This is a genomic window from Lactobacillus sp. W8174 (genome assembly GCF_016100975.1).
Taxonomy (GTDB): Bacteria; Bacillota; Bacilli; order Lactobacillales; family Lactobacillaceae; genus Lactobacillus; species Lactobacillus juensis.
The window spans coordinates 17790-35085 of the sequence record NZ_JACFRN010000005.1 but is presented as its reverse complement, the minus strand read 5'-3'; the positions used below and the strand labels follow the sequence as shown (position 1 = coordinate 35085).

At 33.9% G+C, this 17296-nt stretch carries 15 protein-coding genes; 12 read left to right on the top strand and 3 right to left on the bottom strand.

The window, feature by feature from the left end; genetic code table 11:
• Position 1: 1 nt before the first annotated feature.
• On the top strand, positions 2-1027 hold the full coding sequence (yvcK, locus tag H3U49_RS07460; RefSeq protein ID WP_198180823.1) for a gluconeogenesis factor YvcK family protein: 1026 nt from the start codon (positions 2-4) through the stop codon (positions 1025-1027).
• A 6-nt stretch (positions 1028-1033) separates the two neighbouring features.
• Positions 1034-1969, top strand: coding sequence for a DNA-binding protein WhiA (whiA, locus tag H3U49_RS07455; RefSeq protein WP_198180822.1), 936 nt, complete (start codon positions 1034-1036; stop codon positions 1967-1969).
• 57 nt (positions 1970-2026) lie between these two features.
• Here whiA and clpP read toward each other — a convergent pair whose 3' ends face one another.
• A complete protein-coding gene (gene clpP / locus H3U49_RS07450; RefSeq protein WP_198180821.1) occupies positions 2027-2611 on the bottom strand; it encodes an ATP-dependent Clp endopeptidase proteolytic subunit ClpP in 585 nt (194 codons plus the stop codon).
• Positions 2612-2771: 160 nt separating this feature from the next.
• On the opposite strand from clpP, the gene H3U49_RS07445 reads away from it, so the two are divergent.
• From H3U49_RS07445 to H3U49_RS07410, 8 genes are all read left to right on the top strand, one after another.
• Complete coding sequence (locus tag H3U49_RS07445) at positions 2772-4478, top strand: SH3-like domain-containing protein (RefSeq protein WP_232347654.1); 1707 nt, start codon at positions 2772-2774, stop codon at positions 4476-4478.
• A 502-nt stretch (positions 4479-4980) separates the two neighbouring features.
• Positions 4981-5955 (top strand): zinc ribbon domain-containing protein, encoded by a 975-nt coding sequence (locus tag H3U49_RS07440; RefSeq protein ID WP_198180820.1) that lies wholly within the window; start codon positions 4981-4983, stop codon positions 5953-5955.
• 23 nt (positions 5956-5978) lie between these two features.
• A complete protein-coding gene (locus tag H3U49_RS07435; protein ID WP_198180819.1) occupies positions 5979-7376 on the top strand; it encodes a zinc ribbon domain-containing protein in 1398 nt (465 codons plus the stop codon).
• A gap of 103 nt (positions 7377-7479) precedes the next feature.
• Entirely contained in the window at positions 7480-7980 is a 501-nt protein-coding gene (locus H3U49_RS07430; protein WP_198180818.1) for an SLAP domain-containing protein, read from the top strand.
• A gap of 59 nt (positions 7981-8039) precedes the next feature.
• Positions 8040-8468, top strand: a complete 429-nt coding sequence (locus tag H3U49_RS07425; protein WP_198180817.1) for a GtrA family protein — start codon at positions 8040-8042, stop codon at positions 8466-8468.
• A 614-nt stretch (positions 8469-9082) separates the two neighbouring features.
• On the top strand, positions 9083-9967 hold the full coding sequence (locus H3U49_RS07420; protein WP_198180816.1) for a hypothetical protein: 885 nt from the start codon (positions 9083-9085) through the stop codon (positions 9965-9967).
• Complete coding sequence (locus tag H3U49_RS07415) at positions 9964-10923, top strand: glycosyltransferase family 2 protein (protein ID WP_198180815.1); 960 nt, start codon at positions 9964-9966, stop codon at positions 10921-10923. Before H3U49_RS07420 ends, H3U49_RS07415 begins: the two co-directional genes overlap by 4 nt.
• A 55-nt stretch (positions 10924-10978) precedes the next feature.
• On the top strand, positions 10979-12022 hold the full coding sequence (locus H3U49_RS07410; RefSeq protein ID WP_198180814.1) for a hypothetical protein: 1044 nt from the start codon (positions 10979-10981) through the stop codon (positions 12020-12022).
• Positions 12023-12310: 288 nt separating this feature from the next.
• Here the strand turns inward: H3U49_RS07410 and H3U49_RS07405 are convergent, their stop codons facing one another.
• Both H3U49_RS07405 and H3U49_RS07400 read right to left on the bottom strand, forming a co-directional pair.
• Positions 12311-12757, bottom strand: coding sequence for a Fur family transcriptional regulator (locus H3U49_RS07405; protein ID WP_232347653.1), 447 nt, complete (start codon positions 12755-12757; stop codon positions 12311-12313).
• Positions 12758-12843: 86 nt separating this feature from the next.
• Positions 12844-14280, bottom strand: coding sequence for an APC family permease (locus tag H3U49_RS07400; protein ID WP_198180812.1), 1437 nt, complete (start codon positions 14278-14280; stop codon positions 12844-12846).
• 166 nt (positions 14281-14446) lie between these two features.
• Between H3U49_RS07400 and H3U49_RS07395 the strand changes: the two genes are divergently transcribed.
• Both H3U49_RS07395 and argF read left to right on the top strand, forming a co-directional pair.
• Positions 14447-15973: an SH3-like domain-containing protein gene (locus tag H3U49_RS07395; RefSeq protein WP_198180811.1), complete on the top strand. Its 1527-nt coding sequence runs from the start codon at positions 14447-14449 to the stop codon at positions 15971-15973.
• 243 nt (positions 15974-16216) lie between these two features.
• Positions 16217-17209: an ornithine carbamoyltransferase gene (gene argF / locus H3U49_RS07390; RefSeq protein WP_198180810.1), complete on the top strand. Its 993-nt coding sequence runs from the start codon at positions 16217-16219 to the stop codon at positions 17207-17209.
• Positions 17210-17296 lie beyond the last annotated feature (87 nt).

The window sequence follows — 17296 nt, the reverse complement described above, 5'->3', positions numbered from 1 at the left end:
TATGACATTTGATGAAAAAGCAAATCATACCAGTAAAAGCAGGAGACCTCATGTTGTAGTTATTGGTGGCGGTACAGGTCTACCTGTTGTTTTGAATGCACTCAAAGAGAAAAATGCTGATATCACAGCAATTGTAACAGTATCAGATGACGGTGGGTCTTCTGGTTCAATTCGCAACTTTATTAATGTTGTTCCACCTGGTGATATCCGTAATGTCTTAGTATCGTTAAGTGAAATTTCCCAAGAAGAAAAAGACGTTTTTCAATATCGTTTTGAATCTTCCGATTCCTTTTTCTCTGGTCATGCCATTGGCAATTTAATTATTGCTGCTTTGAATGAAATGCACGGAAATATTTTTGATGCTGTCCAGTCTTTATCTAAAATGATGAAAGTGGACGGACATGTTTTCCCAGCTTCTAATGAACCCTTAACGCTTAACGCTGAGTTTGTTGATGGCTCCATTCAAGCTGGTGAAAAAGAAATTACTGATAAGGATAAAAGAATTAAACGGGTGTGGGTCACTGATACAAACTCCAAGTCGGAACCAGAAGCCGTACTACCTGTTTTAGATGCAATTAAAAATGCTGATGCTGTAGTCTTGGGACCGGGGAGTTTGTTTACTTCAATTTTGCCTAATCTGATGATTCCTAATTTAGGGGAAGCAGTCAAAAAAACTAAAGCAGAAGTAATATATATTTGCAATATCATGACTCAGCTAGGCGAAACGGATCACTTTTCAGATTGTGATCACGTCAGAGTAATCAATGCCCATCTCGGCGGACACTATATTAATACGACATTGGTCAATGGTGCCAAAATAGACATGTCCAAGTTTAATCCTAAAGATTATGATGCCTACCTTGAGCCTGTTAAAAACGATTTCAAGGGGTTACGTGAGCAGGGCTGTCGCGTGATTACTGATGATTTTATTGACCAACATAGTGGCTTGATTTTTCATGATGGCATGAAAGTAGCTAAAGAAATCATCAACTTGGCATATGCCGCAATGACTCGCAGAAAGGATTAACAAATAATGGCAAGCTATGCAAGTAATGTGAAAAAAGAATTGACCTCATTGCCAATTCATCCTGAACATGCTAAAGCAGAATTAGCTGCTTTTTTGCGTATGAATGGAGTTTTAAATTTTCACGAGCATCAGTTTAGCCTTGATATTACTACTGAAAACCCTGCAATTGCTAGACGGATATTTTCTTTAATAAAGACCGCATATAAAGTTGAACCACAACTAATAGTTTCACGAAAAATGAAGCTTAAGAAAAATAACCAGTACTTGGTACGATTGCAAAATCATGTTAAAGAGATACTGAATAATTTAGAAATTTTAACGCCTACGTTAAATTTAATTACTAGAATTCCAGACAGAATCATTAAATCACGTGAAGGAGCAATGTCCTACCTTAGGGGTGCGTTTTTAGCTAGCGGTAGTGTGAATAATCCCAGCACTAGTAGGTACCATTTAGAGATTTATTCTATTTATCAAGATCATAATGATGATTTACTTAAGATTATGAATGATCGCTTTAATATGAATGCTAAAAGTACGAAAAGGCGACGGGGTTACATTGTATACCTAAAAGAAGCCGAAAAAATTGGTGACTTTTTACATATTGTTGGGGCTTTAAACGCAATGTTGTCTTTTGAAGACCTGCGTATTATGCGTGATATGCGTAATTCTGTCAATCGGCTTGTTAATTGTGATACAGCCAATTTAAAAAAGACGGCAAATGCTGCTGCGAAACAGGTTGAAGACATAGAACTAATTGAGCGTAAAATTGGCTTAGAAAATATTCCTGAAAAATTGCAGGGTTTGGCTAGACTAAGATTAGAGGAACCAGAACTTTCACTCAAAGAAATAGCACAGCAAGTTCCGGACGGTCCGATATCAAAATCAGGAGTCAATCATCGTTTTAAAAAAATTCATGATATAGCAGAAAACATCCAGAAATAAAAAAGAAACTCATCCATGCAGATGGGTTTCTTTTTACTACAAGTTAATTACTAACGCTTATTTCTTTTGGTTAACCATGATTTCATCAATTAAACCATATTCTTTAGCCTGCTGAGCGGTCATGTAGTTATCGCGCTCGGTATCCTTTTGAATCTTTTCTAAAGGTTGACCAGTAGTTTCATGTAAAATCCGGTTAATCTTTTCACGGCTCTTTAGAATCTCATTGGCTGCAATTTGAATATCAGTTTGCTGACCTTGAGCACCACCTAAAGGTTGGTGAATTAGAACCGTTGAATTAGGTAATGCAAAACGTTTACCTTTTGCACCGCTAGTAAGTAAAATGGAAGCCATAGAGGCTGCCATACCAATAGCGATGGTTGAAACATCTGATTTAATAAAGTTCATGGTATCCATGATTGCCAAACCAGAAGTAATTACACCACCTGGTGAGTTAATGTAAAGTGAAATATCCTTGGTGTTGTCTTGAGCATCAAGAAATAGTAATTGTGCAATAATTGAATTTGCCATATCATCGTTGATTTCACCACTTAGCATGATGATTCTGTCTTTCAATAAACGTGAATATATGTCATATGCGCGTTCGCCACGTGCAGTTTGTTCAATAACTGTAGGTACAAGCATTTTTCTACCTCCTAAATATAATTAGCACTCTATCAAGTACAGTGCTAATTAAATCACTTACATTACTTGCTGTCAATGAAAGTGTATTAAAATTGTATTCTTTTTAATAAGGTTTTTATTATATAATTTAGATGTAAACTTAAATATTGGAGGATATATTTTGAAGCTTTATAAGAAAACAATAACCTATTTACTGACTCTAGTTGCCGGACTATTGATCTATACCGGTTTTTCAACTACATCAGTTGCGGCAGATTCCAGTAGCACTCAGCCGCCAGTTCAAGATGATAGTAATAAATCATCGAATAGCTCAACTGATGCAAATTCTGATAATACTGATGCCAATAAGTCTGGTCAAACTGATCAAAACGGCACAGATGATCAGGATAATATTAAACCTAAGCCAAAACAGGTTGTTACCGGTTTTGCTATGATGACAAAAGTTGCCGGTAATAAAAACTATAAGGTTTGGAAAGAAGTTAAAGACGGAAAAGTTAATACCAAAGTAGCCGACGGTATTAATTTTCAATATAGTCATATTCAGTCGGATCAATTGATTGAAACCAAAAAATACCGTTACTGGCGAATTTATGTCAACGGACGTGAAGTAGGCTATGTAAACGAAAATTATTTCGACAGAAACAAAATCGCTGTGCCTAAGACAGTAACCCTGGTACGTAATGAGTTCTACGACTTTTCTCCAAGAGATGCTATTTCGTATGTTACTAACAGTATGGGTACAGTAATTGACAACAGCCAAGTAATTATTTCAAAAGATAGTATCAATTGTGGTACACCAAAAACATATAAAGTTAAATATACATATGGGGATGCGACTGCCACCGTTAAAGTAACGGTTAGAAAGAGCACTAAAGAAGGGATTGTTAATGCTGATACTTTTAATTCCTTCCCAGCTCAACCGGGCACAAATGATTATCAAGCTTGGAAAACTCATTATGGTTCATCCTTAAACTATGTTAGTCCAACAGAGTATAGTCCTGAAGATAGTAAACATACTTTAACCAGCGGTAATTTGACACTGAAAACTAAGTTTTATCAACCAGTTTTATTAAGTGTTGCAGATCCAACAGATGATAATATTAATCGTGTCGGCCATATCCCAGAAGGAGTAACCGTTTCTGATGGTTGGGCCTATACTAGTCTTTTGAGTCATACCGATGTGATGTCTGGTCATATTGTAGGTTACGATTTGAACAAATTAACTAGTCCATATAATGCACAGCACCTACTTGATATGACCCAAAAGAAGTTTAACAATTACGTTAAACATATCAAAGTTAGTCCATATATTCCAATCGGCCACGGCCAAGCTATGGGCTCAAGTGACAAATACATTTATGTTTTAAACAACGACAATACTTTAAAAGACACAAATGATTCTGAAGAATTAATTCAAATACGTAAAAGTGACTTGCAGATTAATAAAATTTGGACAATCAAAACGTGGATTGATGACGGCACGACTAACCGCTATTTCCATAATGGCGTGATGATTTCTGATTATGATATGTACACCGTTTATCATGATTCTGAAAATAATTGTTATGAATACTGGGAATTTACTCGTAAAGGAGATAACTGGTATCCTAAATTAGTAGGAAAAACGGATGGCAACTTCGTTAATAACAATTCACCTGTCCAGGGTTTTACTTATGATCCCAAACATAAAAACTTTTATTTAGCCTTTAATGATTTGATTTTTAAAATCGGCCGTAATGGTAAAATAAAGGATACTTACTCATTTGATACTGGTCGAGAAATCGAGGGCATCTCAGTTAGCGATAATAAGCTATATGTAAATCTAGCTCAAAGAGCTGAATTACTCGTAAGTATGAATATGAATTAGACAAAATAATTTAAAATAAGAGCTGAAGAGCTCTTTTTTGTTTGCAATTAAATAAATAAAATTACACGTTTAGAAATCCTAGAGTTAATTATATCTTACTAATTTATATCTTTATAATTACACTTATGAATTATGAATAAATAACAATATTGTATAAAAACAAAAAGCTAAAAAGCATTTTTAATAGTAAAAATGCTAAATTTGGTCTAAACCGTTTTTGTATGTTCATAAATGAAAAGTATACTCTCACTATAATCTTTGTTTTTATTATTTTTATATGATGTTCCAAAACCGTTACAGCAGTTCTATTATAATTTATAGCGCTTTTAAAATTAGTTTTACGTATTAACTAAAGTAATGGTGTGCAGTATAGTATTTGGTCTTTTGGTAGAAAAAAGACATATTAATTAATCTTTCATTTATATAATAGAAATAATCATAATAGATATATTTAAGTTAAAAATGCCGGATTTGAATACTTGTTATTTATAGGAGAAAATAAATGAAAAAATGTCCCAATTGTGGTGCCTTAATGGAAGCTGACGTTAACTTTTGTACTAAATGCGGTACGGACTTGCGTAACATCAACAATGCTCAAGCTAATAAATCAGAACTTAAGCCAAATGTTAACCCACCAATTACTCCGGAAAAAATTGAGTCGGAGCATATGAAACAAAGTACAACTCCGAATGATCAGCAAACTACTTCTGAGCAACCTAGTCAAACTGAAAGCCAGTTTGCACAAGCTAAGGCCACGCCACCAAATCCGCAAAATTACGTTCAACCTGCTATTTCAAATCAAGAACAAGCTAATAATCAGTATCAAACGTCAAGTAGTGCAAGAAAAGAGAAGTTTAACAACTATTGGCAATGGTGTGTGGCATCATGGAAACATCCATTTTCAGAACTTACTGGAGAAAGTTGGTATGGCTGGGTGACTATCCTTGCAGAAGATATTGTGCTAGTTTTAGGAATTTATTTTGGAATGAAAGTTGTTGCTAATAGATACAATGCGGGAGGTTTTGGTCTAGGAGATACAGTTTCTGGAATTGCCTTTAATGCTACAATTGCACTATTATTTTTCTCAATTCTTTTTGAAGTGATAGTTATTGGTGGCTATTATGCAGCTTATAGATTTATTTATGGTCGCGGCAAAAATTTGCTCGAATTTGTTAATTCTGGTGTTCATAGTAGTAATTTGAACTTAATTCTGACTGTTTTAACGTTTATTATCATGTTATTAGGGTCAAGTAACGGCTCAATGGCAGCTTTATTGTTTTTGCTAATAATTGCTAACTTCTTTATGGGTTTTCAGGTGATTACTTTAGGTGAAAATCTTAAGCCGGTACGTGACAAAATGTATGGTTACATTATTTCTTTCTTTATTATCATTATTGCACTAATAATCTTGTTTTCGCTGATATATAGTTCAGCTTATGATTCATTAATGAACCAGTTGTTTTCAGCCTTTAGCTGATAAGGTTAAAGGAGTAGGTAATAATGAGTGAAAAAAGATTTTGTCCCAATTGTGGCACAAAGTTAGAGAACAACGTTGAGTTTTGTCCTAACTGCGGTTTCAAATTAGCAATAAAACATGCCAGTCCGTCAAGACAAGCATATCAGCAAACAGTTAAGAAACAGGGCTCAACTAAAGGACGTCAAGCTTATCATGCCCAACCCATGAAAAAGAAAACGAAAGTTTTGCTCACATTGGGTGTAGCATTTTTAGCAGTTTTTACACTATTTTATGCTTGGGGCTCAAACCATTATTCAAAAGAAAATCAAATTAATAGAATTAAATCAGATTTAATTGATACAAAAACCGGATTAGCTAAAGATGTTGTTGCGGACGATTCTGCCATGCAAGTAACAGATGCGGCTTTAAAACCAACTCAGACTTATTTTGCAGAACATCATAAGGCTGCTAACGAATTAATTAATTATTTAAAAGAAGACGCATCATTCAATAGAATTCATCTTGTTCAATCTGGCCGTCATTTGCTGCTTTTTCCGCGATATGTATTAAGAGTGCCTACAATTTATGCAACCGTAGCCACTAATCATTCAAGTTCTTCTGTAACTATCAATGGTAAATACATTGGTCATGTTAAACGAGGAAGCTTTGATAGTGAAAAACAAGATAATAAATATGGTGTTAAATTAAAACGCTTGTTCGTCGGAACATACCACATAAAAGTGAAGTCTAATATTTCAGGCAGGAATCTTTCGACTACTTCAAATTATGACTTGTGGTCTAGTGGCACAGTTGATATGGGAATTAGGACTGAAAGTTTTACGGTTAAGAGTACTCCAGGCGCAATTCTTTATTTAAACGATCAAAAAGCTGGCACTTTAAATAAAAAAGGTCAACTTACGTTTAAAGACTATCCGGTAACCGATAAGTTAAAAATTTATGTTAAGGCTAAAGTTGGTAATAATACTATTAAATCTCAGGAAATGAATTATGGCGATGTGCAATATGATGACGCAAATGACAGTCATAAAACCATTGAGCCTAAGTGGGATGGTCTAATTGCCAAGGAAGATGCCCAGCAAATATTAGAGGACAATTTTAAAGATCCTGATGAAGATGCTTTTGTTAATGGAGCGGAAAACAAGAGTTATCAAGAGTTACGCAAAATGGACAAAGGATATGACGAAGATGACGACATTGACAGTTATGATATGTCATGTTCTGTAATTTCTGTTAGTCCTGCACCAAATAAGTCCAGCAATATAGTTTATAAAATCACCTTTACTTTTGAAGTTGGTGATACTGAAAGAAAACAGGTTTTGCTGTATAAAGGTGCTTCATTCCGTTCATCTGGCAGCGATAATGAAAGTCAAAAAATCAAATCAATTGGAACAGGCAAAATAGTTAGTGATAAAAAGTATTAGTTAAGAAATTTAATTTAGAAGTAATAATATATAAATGTGTTCATTAATGTGTTCATTTTCTTTACCAGTATAATTATCTCAAACATTAAACAGGAAAAATAATATGGAATCAAAAAATATACACAGAATAATTTTCAGTTTTTTAATTGTTATAACGTTAATAACATGCGTCATTGGCATCATGCGAAATAATGTTGCAGCTTCCAGTAGAATTCATTATGGCTCACTTTTGCATTGGGAACGTGTATTCAGTTATCAAGGAAAAAAGGGACATCGAAAATTAGATTATGTCAAAACTGGTAAAAAAGTTCTTTTACCGGGAGATAAAGTTCGCATATATGGTAAAGAAAACAAATATATGTATAAAATTGGCAAAAATCGATATTTACCGATTGTAGCTGTTGACGGTGTTAAACGTATAATTAAGAGAAATACTTACTATTACAACGATAAAGAAAGACCAATTAAGAGCCGCAAACTATATAAGGGGCAAACGGTTAGAACCTATGTACAGATGTCTTTTCTAGGCAAAAACGATCATCTTTACTATGAAACTCATTATGGCTGGGTTAGGGCAAAGGACATAAAAAATAAGCTGAAATAACTAGCCCTAATATAAAAATATTATTTTGCTTAATTTTTAATTGTATAAAATACTTAGTAATGAAAATAAAAACTTTGATTGTGAAATATTGGCAGATGATCGCATACCTGATTTTTGGTGGCTTAACTACTTTAATTAATTTGTTATTATTTAATTATTTATATACTTGGAAACATATGACTGGCTACCAGATGGCCACCTTTGTGGCTTGGCTGGTGTCAGTCATTTTTGCCTATGTTACCAATAAACTATATGTGTTTCATGCACATTCTCGTACAAAAAAGCAAATGATTCGAGAAATTTTTTCCTTTTTCTTCTGGAGAGTTCTCAGCTTATTAATAGATTTTTTAATTCTGAAGATTGGCATTGGTATTATGAACGCAAATGCTTTTTGGGTAAAAATTGTCGATAACGTAATTGTCATTATTGCTAATTATCTGTTTAGTAAAGTATTTATTTTTAAAGATAAGACTTGGCCAGATAATTAAAAGATGTGGTTAGATTTAGGAAGAATGTAAATCGTGAACAAATGAATATAAATTTTTCAAATTGGGTATCTAAAATTTTAAAAATTTGTTTTTTATTATTTAGCTGCCTTGTGACACTAGGAATTTTAACTTATTGCTTCCTTTTATATCAAATGAGGGGGCTAAAAAGTAGCGTAGTATTAATTTTTTGTATGATTTGTGTCTTTTTAGCAATAGCTTTTGCGTGTTATATTTTAGCTATAATTCCTGAAAGCGAGAGAAATAATATAATTGTTTTATCAATCTTGCTTATTGTCTTTGTTTTGATTAGTTGTCTTTGGATCTATAAAACACCTATACAACAGACAAGTGACTATGAAACATTTTGGCAAACAACACTTAAAGCATTAAAGGGTAAAGCAATATATCAAACTGACAATAATTATTTTGCCAAATGGGCATATCAAACTGGGTTTTTAACTTATTTAATGTTGGTTGTTAAGTTTTTGGGGACCCATATCAGAATTTTGCAATTACTGAATATTTTCTATCAAGTAATTATTTTGATTCTTTTATACTGCATAACTAAAAGACTTTGGCAAAAGATTATCTTTTGCCGCTGGTGTGTTTTCCTAATGGCAATAAATATGGAATGGTTCTGCCTAAATAACCGCTTGAGTAATCAATATATTGCTATGATGTTCTTTTTAGCAAGTTTGTACCTCATTATGTGTAATTACTCAATTAAGACCTGGTTATTAGCTGGTATTTTTTTAGCAATAGGAAATTTTTTAAGACCTATAGGCGTCATTTATCTTGCAGGAATAATAGTTTTTGAAGTGATTTACAGTATTATTGGTGATTTAAAAAATGGTAAACATAATTTTTTAAGGTTACTTACATTTATTTTGACATATTTTCTGCTTTTGACGGGATTTGGTTTAGCAGTGAAAGCTACAGGTTTGAATGAATATGGTTTAAGTAATCGTGATAGTTTATGGAAGTTAGTTACAGGCTTAAATTACCAGTCAGCTGGCACTTATAGAAAATTTATAGATGAAAAATTTAACTTAGCTGAATCACGCGTGGAAATGGCACAAAGAGAGAAAGAGGTAACAAAAGAAAACGTGCAGTACCTAAATCATAATCATCTATGGCTAAAACTTTTTATTCGGAAATTTAATTGTTTATGGTCTTATCCATCTAACAGTTTAAACTATGCCTTATCCCGCAAAAATTGCGGGCATCTGACCTATCATCTGCTCCTAATTTTGGCCTACTCCATTAATGCAGTAGAAATGATTTTTATGTTAATAGGAGCTTTTAGTCTTGTTTCTAAGAAATTACCAGATAAAGCATATTTATTAATATTAATTCTTTTTGCGTACGCTGCAGCACAGTTAATTATTGAGGTCCAGGGTAGGTACAGAATTGAATTTACGCCAATACTAATTATCTATTCCTTGTTTGGAATTCAAATAGTTTTACAAAAATTTGAGAAAAAGGAAGTACAACTATGAAAAAAGGCAAATTGTGTATAGTTGTACCTTGCTATAATGAGCAACAAGTTTTGCCCAAATCGGAGCCGATTTTTAAAAAAGTAATTGAACGACTAATTGGAGATCATCAAATAACAGAAACTAGTCAAGTGGTTTTTGTCGATGATGGTAGTACTGATAAAACTTGGCTTTTGATCAAGCAGTATAGCAATGAAGAACATGTTTCAGGTTTAAAACTAAGTCGCAATTTTGGCCATCAGGCTGCTATTTTTGCGGGTATGTCTGCAGTTAGTGATGCAGATATGGTAGTAACGATTGATTCAGATTTACAGGACGATCCTAATGTTATTATCAAAATGGTGGCTAAATATTATGAGGGTGCACAGGTAGTTTATGGAGTGCGGAACAATCGTCAAACTGATACACATTTTAAACGTATTACTGCCAAAATATTTTATAAGCTAATGAACTGCTTAGGTGTCAAAATGATACCAGACGCAGCAGATTTTCGTTTACTAAGTCATCAGGCTGTAACTGCTTTAATAAATTATCCTGAGCGAAATTTATTTTTACGAGGTTTGGTTCCACTGATTGGTTTTCCTTCAGCAAAAGTGTATTACAAACGGACTGAAAGAGTAGCTGGTAAATCAAAGTACCCCTTGCGGAAAATGATTAACTTAGCGTTAGATGGGATTACTTCTTTTTCAATAGTTCCAATTAGATTAATCATGAATTTAGGTTTATTAATTGTCTTAATTGCACTAATTTTGTTAATTTATACTTTTATTCAAAACGCTAAAGGCAATACCGTTTCTGGTTGGTCATCCTTAATGATCTCAATTTGGGCTTTGGGCGGAGTCCAACTTATTTGTATCAGCATAATTGGTGAATATGTTGGCAAAATTTTTAAAGAGGTGAAAAAGCGCCCGCGATATACAATTGAAAGAGATCTTTATCATAAGAATAATGCAGACTAATTTATGATAATATATTATAATCGGAGAATTAAAGAAAGAGTTTAAAAATTCAAAAATGAAATTCTTGAAAATGTTAGGTAACTTAAAAATACTGCAATTTTTGGCTTATTCGTCCTTAATACTTTTATTATTATCGGCTTGTAGTCAACAAAAACAAACAAAGTCTGCTTCTGCCCCCGAAATAGTAAAATCAAAGCCCAATAAATCTGATTCTGAGACTAAATCTGCTCCTATAAAACGTAAAGCAATTGATTCCAGCATAAATCCTAAAAAAACGGCTACAGTCATAGCGGTATATGCTGCCAAAAAATATGGCGGTGACTGGCAAAAAACATTAACTGAAGAAAAAGAAAATGGATTTGCTGTTGCTGTTAAAAATAGCGAATATTTTCCTCATGTACCTTCGAGCTTTGGTGTAGTTTACCAAGTAGGTGATCACGAAGTGCTTTATACATTAAAACAGGTGGGTCAAGATAATGTTGTCTATTTATATACAAACAATGGCATGAAAGAGTTGGGACAAACAACTTTTAGAACTATGATTCAATACTTGAAAGAAAATGACTGGGATTATTTAATTAGCAAATATGTCCGTAAAACTAAGATTTTTGATTTAAGGATCAGTCCCAAGTTGATGAGCCAAAAAATGCAGGGTGATGCTGGGTCTTTTATCATGCCACTTGCTATGCGAGGTAACTGGTATAGTTATTTTAATAAGCATATGAATACTACGACAATTGGCCTAAATTATACTATTGACAATGGTGAGAAATATGAACTGCATCGAATCGATGATAAATTTTTTGAACATAAAACTTATGGAGAAATGTCTAAAAACTATCAAATAAGAACCGAAAATTGGAAAATGACAGGAGAAATGAACAGAAAGATTCATGGCATCAGATGGATTAATTTTCGAGCTTGGATGCAGGGAGCAGGAGATGGTATATTTTTGGGTCTGCATTCAGAAATGGGTCAACCAGTTTTAGTTGCTGCAAGCGGTGCCTCAATAGCAACTGATCAAATTTATTGGAAAACACCGCAACTTGCCTTGCAAAATAAAAATAAAGAATTTAGCGATTTATACTATATTAAGTAACCCACAAAATTTAAAAATGAAAATTATAATGTAATTAATAGTTATAAATTCAAAAATATCATGACTAAAAGAGATTCATTAAGAAGAGTAGAATTAATTTTTATTTTGTCACATTCATCTGAAGTAACTTACTTTTAGTACAGAATAAAAAGCTTGTATTGATCTGCATTGGTTCTCAAATTACCAGCATATAGATGAAAAATTGCGTCAGTTAGCAAAAAGCAAATGGTAAAATAAATTGGGTTAAAGAAAGTTACCAATAAATTATTTATAACAAAGAAAAGAGCCTCAGCTCTTTTTTTCTTTCTTTTGGCAGTCTGGACAGGTACCGTATATTTCAACATGACTAGAAGATGTAATAAAATCAGTTTGCTTTTCTGCTTCTGTTCTCATGCGGTTTTCAATTGAGTCAAAATCAGGATAATAAACGTCAGCAATTTTGCCACATTTTTTACAGATAATATGAAAGTGTGGTTTGACAAAGTAATCGTAGTGCAGAGAATCATCGCCATTTTTTATTTCAATCACAATTCCGGCATCAACTAATTTGTTTAGAGTATTGTAAACCGTAGCACGATAAGTAGGTTCATCACCACTAATTGCTGAAAAGATTGTGGCCGCAGTAGGATGATTATGATGTGCCATTAAGTATTCTAATATTTTTAAACGGGGCTTAGTGGCTTTTAAGTGATGATTACGCAATAAGTTTTCAGCATCATTATGAAAATCCGGCAAAGTTCTCATCTCCTTTATTATTTAGTTATAGTTTAGCATTTTTGGTAAAGAAAAAACCGCCTTAAGCAAGGCGATTTTTTAAATTATTACTTTTCTTCTTGATGTCGTCTGATAGTCGGCATAATCAAACCAAGTAGCAGTAAAACTACAGGGGTAGCGATATTTAGACATAATGTAAATGGATCAGATGAGTACATACCCATTAAACAGCATGCAATAGTAACAGCCAATCCCCAAAGACCAGCTAAATATGCTAACCATTGGTGCTTGGTCATTTGGTAGTTGTCAAAACCGTTATGGAACTTTTCATGTTGTTTTCGTAAAGCCAAATATGCAATAAAAACCCATAGATAACGCATAGGCATCACAATCGAATTAAGCTTGACCAACTGTGCCATTACTGCTTGTGCATCAGGCATAACGGCTTGAAGTGCTATAATTCCACCAGAAAGAATAACAATCATCCAAATACCGTTAATGTAAGCACCATGCTTATTAACTTTTAAGAGCTTTTTAGGAATGAAGTCTTTAGCTTCTTTGCCTCCTAACAGCATTCTAAGAGGAGCATCAATACTTATAACCAGTGCGGAAAATTGACCGATCACATTGCACCAGGCATAAATGTAGAGGAATAATCCACCAACTCCGTAGTATTCACCCAATTTTTGAAAGGCAATGTAAGGCCCGTTTGAAATGTATTCATTCAAATTACCGTTAACGGTTTTTGGATCAAACATTAATGCTAAAGCTATTGTGCCCAAAATAGCAGAAATCATTACCATTCCGGCTAAGCCCAACATAGCTTTCGGAAAATTCTTTGAAGGATTTTTCAATTTATTCACATATGGTGAAATCTTCTCCGCTCCACCAACAGCAAATACCAAAATAGAAAGAGAAGTAAAATACTTAATGTTAAAATCTGGCACAAAGTTTTGCCAATTCCAGTTTACAGTATTGAAAGTAGCGTGCGGATTAATCATTGGAGCCGCAAACATCATGATAATAAATAAGATTGACATGATGAACATTGAAGTACCAGCGATTGTTGACAAAGTTTTGATTACTGGAATTCCCCGACTGGCTACCCAGCAAAAGAATAAAAAGACTACTAGTGTAGCTAATTGTGTCCAAGCTGTTGGCAGACTGTCATACCAGTTTGTATTTCCAAATATACCCCAGGCCATGCCTCTCAAGCCACCTGTACCTTTACTGGAAATGTAAACTACGTGAACGGCCCAAAAGGTCCAGCCAGCATAATAAGCCCATTTAGGTCCAATGGTGGCGTTAATCCAAGAGGCTACGCCGCCTTCAGAATCTTTAAAAACAGATCCTAGTTCACCAACCATTAAGGCATAAGGAATAAAGAAAAGCAGGAAAATAACAATCCAGCTGAATATTACCTTTGTACCATCAAAATATATAAATCCGTTAACAACGTTGCCGAAGCTCCATACTATAGAAAAAGCCATAGTAGCAAGCGTTGTCCACATCATCTTTTTAGAATTGTTTGGTGTTTCACCCATGAAACTACTCCCTTATTTAAGATAACAATTTTATTATTTTAGCTTAAATGATTCTAAAAATCTAATAAAAAGTAGTTTATTTTTTATAACGGCGGTAATTATTGATTTATGCCTGAAAAAGTGCAAAACTGTTATTATATTATAAAAGAAGGGGTTGTAAGCTTTAATGAAAAAAAGATTTAAAAACACGCTGCTGGTTGCTGGAACGATAGCCGCAGTTGGTTTATTTGTTGGGAGTAATAATTCATACATTTCTGCTAAAAGTTATCATAAGGCTGTCACTAAGATAGCTGGTAATGGCAATTATGCAGTTTATCATCATGCTTCAAAGAAAGGACCATCTGGAAAATTTACTTCGACAAAGTATTTCAAACACGCTCAGATTCAGTCTAAAAAGTCAATAAATACTAAAAAGGGCAAGTTTTGGAAAATAATTGTTGATGGTCGTACAGTTGGCTGGGTTAACCAAAACTTTTTTGCCAGAAATAAGATTTCAGTAGCTAACAAAGTTAGTTTAGTACAAAATAATCGGTATTCTTTTAATACTAAAGATGCGATTAATTATGTGACTGATAGTGCCGGAACAGCTGTTGACGCAAGTAAAGTTAATGTATCCAAATCTAAGATTAATTCGGGCACACCAGGAAAAACAACTGTTAATTACAGTTATGGCAAGGCTAAGGCTAGTGTTGCTGTAACAGTTCGCTCTGATAAGAACGAAGGTATCGCAGCAGCCAATAAAACTCCTAAAAAGGGTCCAAAGGAAGTTACGACTTGGAAGGGTAGTTCCAAGTCTTCATCCAGAAATTGGAATGCGGCTCATCACTATACCCCAGAAACCAGATCCAATACTTTTAGAGCTAATGGGTTAACGTTAAAAACTAAGTTGTTCCAGCCTCGGTTTGTAAGTCTTGACTATCACAAGGCTGGCGACAAAATGGGCCAAGTAGGTGTTATTCCAGAAGGAATCACTGTACATGGTTCAAACTTTACTGTTGCAGTCTTTAACTCTAGTAAAGCGCAAAACGGTCACTTAGTTTCTTATGACTTAAAACACATCAATAAGTTTAAGGCACAAAACTTATTAGCTCTAAACTGGTCAACTTTTAAGAAATATGCATCACATATTAAAGTTAGTCCTTATATTAAATTAGGACATGGTCAGGCTATTGGTTCATCATCTAAATATGTTTACGTAATTGCTAATAATAATACCTCAAGCAATTCGGATGCTTCTGAAGAAATTTTACAAATCCGTAAGTCAGACATGAAGATTAATCAAATTTGGACCTTTAGAATTTCTAATTATGGTAGTCCAAGATATATTCACAATGCTACATTTGCGGGTGACAATACAATGTATTGCCTGTTCCATAATGGAGGCCACGGTTATTACGAATATTGGAAAGTTACCCGCAGCGGTGACACCTGGACTCCAGTTGAAGTTGGTGCCACAAAAGGCAGTTTTGTAAGTAATCATTCTCCAGTCCAAGGATTCACTTATGATCAAAAGCACAGTCAATTCTATGTTGGCTTCAATGATTACATCTTTAAAGTTGATAAAGATGGCACATTTAAGAAGACCCACCATTTGAATGTTAGACGTGAAATTGAAGGACTATCCTCATATGGCAATAAGCTTTATGTTGAGTTTGCTCAAAGAGGAGAACTAACAGCCGGTAACACGAATTAAAATTATTATTAAGTAGCTTGATTTTCAAGCTGCTTTTTTGTTTATCATTTTCGAACTTGATATAAATGAAAAATACTTCAGTTATAAGTTTAGTTCCAAAAATTAAAAATCAAACTTTTGCTAAAAATGTTTTAAAAGTAATTAAGACTTTCTATATTCGACCCCAATTGATTTAAAAAAAAGCCTAATTCCTATATTATGGTACGCAACAACCTAAATAGAAGTTATTTTAAGGAGGATTTTTTGGTTAAAAGAGACTTTATTGATACCTGTAGCTTTTCAAAAGACGAGATGCAATATTTAGCTGAGCTGGGTATTAAAATTAAAGAAGCTATTAATCATGGAGATTACCCATCGTTATTAAAAGGAAAAAGTTTGGGAATGATTTTTGATCAGGTTTCTACCAGAACTCGTTGTTCAGCTGAAACAGCCATGACTGAACTAGGTGGACATGCCTTGTATTTGGCTCCGGGTCAAATACAACTAGGAGAAAATGGTCATGAAGGCTTAGCTGATACCAGTCATGCCCTAGGTGACTTGGTTGATATCATCGGGGTTAGGACTGCCAGTCATGAGGATATTGTTGAAATTGCTCAAAATTCGCCTGCACCCGTAGTTAATTTTATGAGTGATAATGATCATCCAACACAAGCCCTAGGAGATTTAATTACAATCAAGGAATTTTTGCCTCAAGGGAAAAAACTATCTGATGTGAAGCTGGTTTTTGTGGGAGATGCAACCCAAATTACTGTTTCAGCATTATTTTTGTGTGCTCAAATGGGGATGCAGTTTGTCCAATATGGTCCTAAAGAAAAGCAATTATCTTCAAAATTATTGCAAAAAGCAGAAAAAATTGCTCAAGAAAATGGTGGCACAATTACACTATCTGATGATGAAAAAGTTTTGGAAGGTGCTGATTTTGTATATACAGATGTTTGGTATGGTCTGTATGAGCAAGAGCTTGATAAGGAAGAATATATGAAGATTTTTTATCCTAAATATCAGGTTAATGATAAGTTATTAGCTAAAACAAAAAATCCCGCCGTTAAGTTTATGCATTGTTTGCCAGCAAACCGGGGCGAAGAGGTAACGGCTTCTGTTCTTGATGGCAAAAAATCTATTATCTGGCAGCAAGCTGCAAACAAAAAAACAGCAATGAGAGCAGTATTTACGTATTTGCTTAAAGACCAACTTAATAATGACGGCCACAAGGCTTTACAAAATTTATTAGCTTAAATCTAAAAGAGTACCTGCTGGAAAATTGCAACAAGTACTCTTTTTCAAATTATGGGTCCCCTGAGAGTCGAACTCAGATTTTAAGAA

Bases quoted from the DNA above. Each gene is read 5' to 3' on its own strand.
- yvcK (WP_198180823.1), top strand. From the start codon at position 2: ATGACATTTGATGAAAAAGCAAATCATACCAGTAAAAGCAGGAGACCT.
- whiA (WP_198180822.1), top strand. From the start codon at position 1,034: ATGGCAAGCTATGCAAGTAATGTGAAAAAAGAATTGACCTCATTGCCA.
- clpP (WP_198180821.1), bottom strand. From the start codon at position 2,611: ATGCTTGTACCTACAGTTATTGAACAAACTGCACGTGGCGAACGCGCA.
- H3U49_RS07440 (WP_198180820.1), top strand. From the start codon at position 4,981: ATGAAAAAATGTCCCAATTGTGGTGCCTTAATGGAAGCTGACGTTAAC.
- H3U49_RS07435 (WP_198180819.1), top strand. From the start codon at position 5,979: ATGAGTGAAAAAAGATTTTGTCCCAATTGTGGCACAAAGTTAGAGAAC.
- H3U49_RS07430 (WP_198180818.1), top strand. From the start codon at position 7,480: ATGGAATCAAAAAATATACACAGAATAATTTTCAGTTTTTTAATTGTT.
- H3U49_RS07425 (WP_198180817.1), top strand. From the start codon at position 8,040: ATGAAAATAAAAACTTTGATTGTGAAATATTGGCAGATGATCGCATAC.
- H3U49_RS07420 (WP_198180816.1), top strand. From the start codon at position 9,083: ATGGCAATAAATATGGAATGGTTCTGCCTAAATAACCGCTTGAGTAAT.
- H3U49_RS07415 (WP_198180815.1), top strand. From the start codon at position 9,964: ATGAAAAAAGGCAAATTGTGTATAGTTGTACCTTGCTATAATGAGCAA.
- H3U49_RS07410 (WP_198180814.1), top strand. From the start codon at position 10,979: ATGAAATTCTTGAAAATGTTAGGTAACTTAAAAATACTGCAATTTTTG.
- H3U49_RS07400 (WP_198180812.1), bottom strand. From the start codon at position 14,280: ATGGGTGAAACACCAAACAATTCTAAAAAGATGATGTGGACAACGCTT.
- H3U49_RS07395 (WP_198180811.1), top strand. From the start codon at position 14,447: ATGAAAAAAAGATTTAAAAACACGCTGCTGGTTGCTGGAACGATAGCC.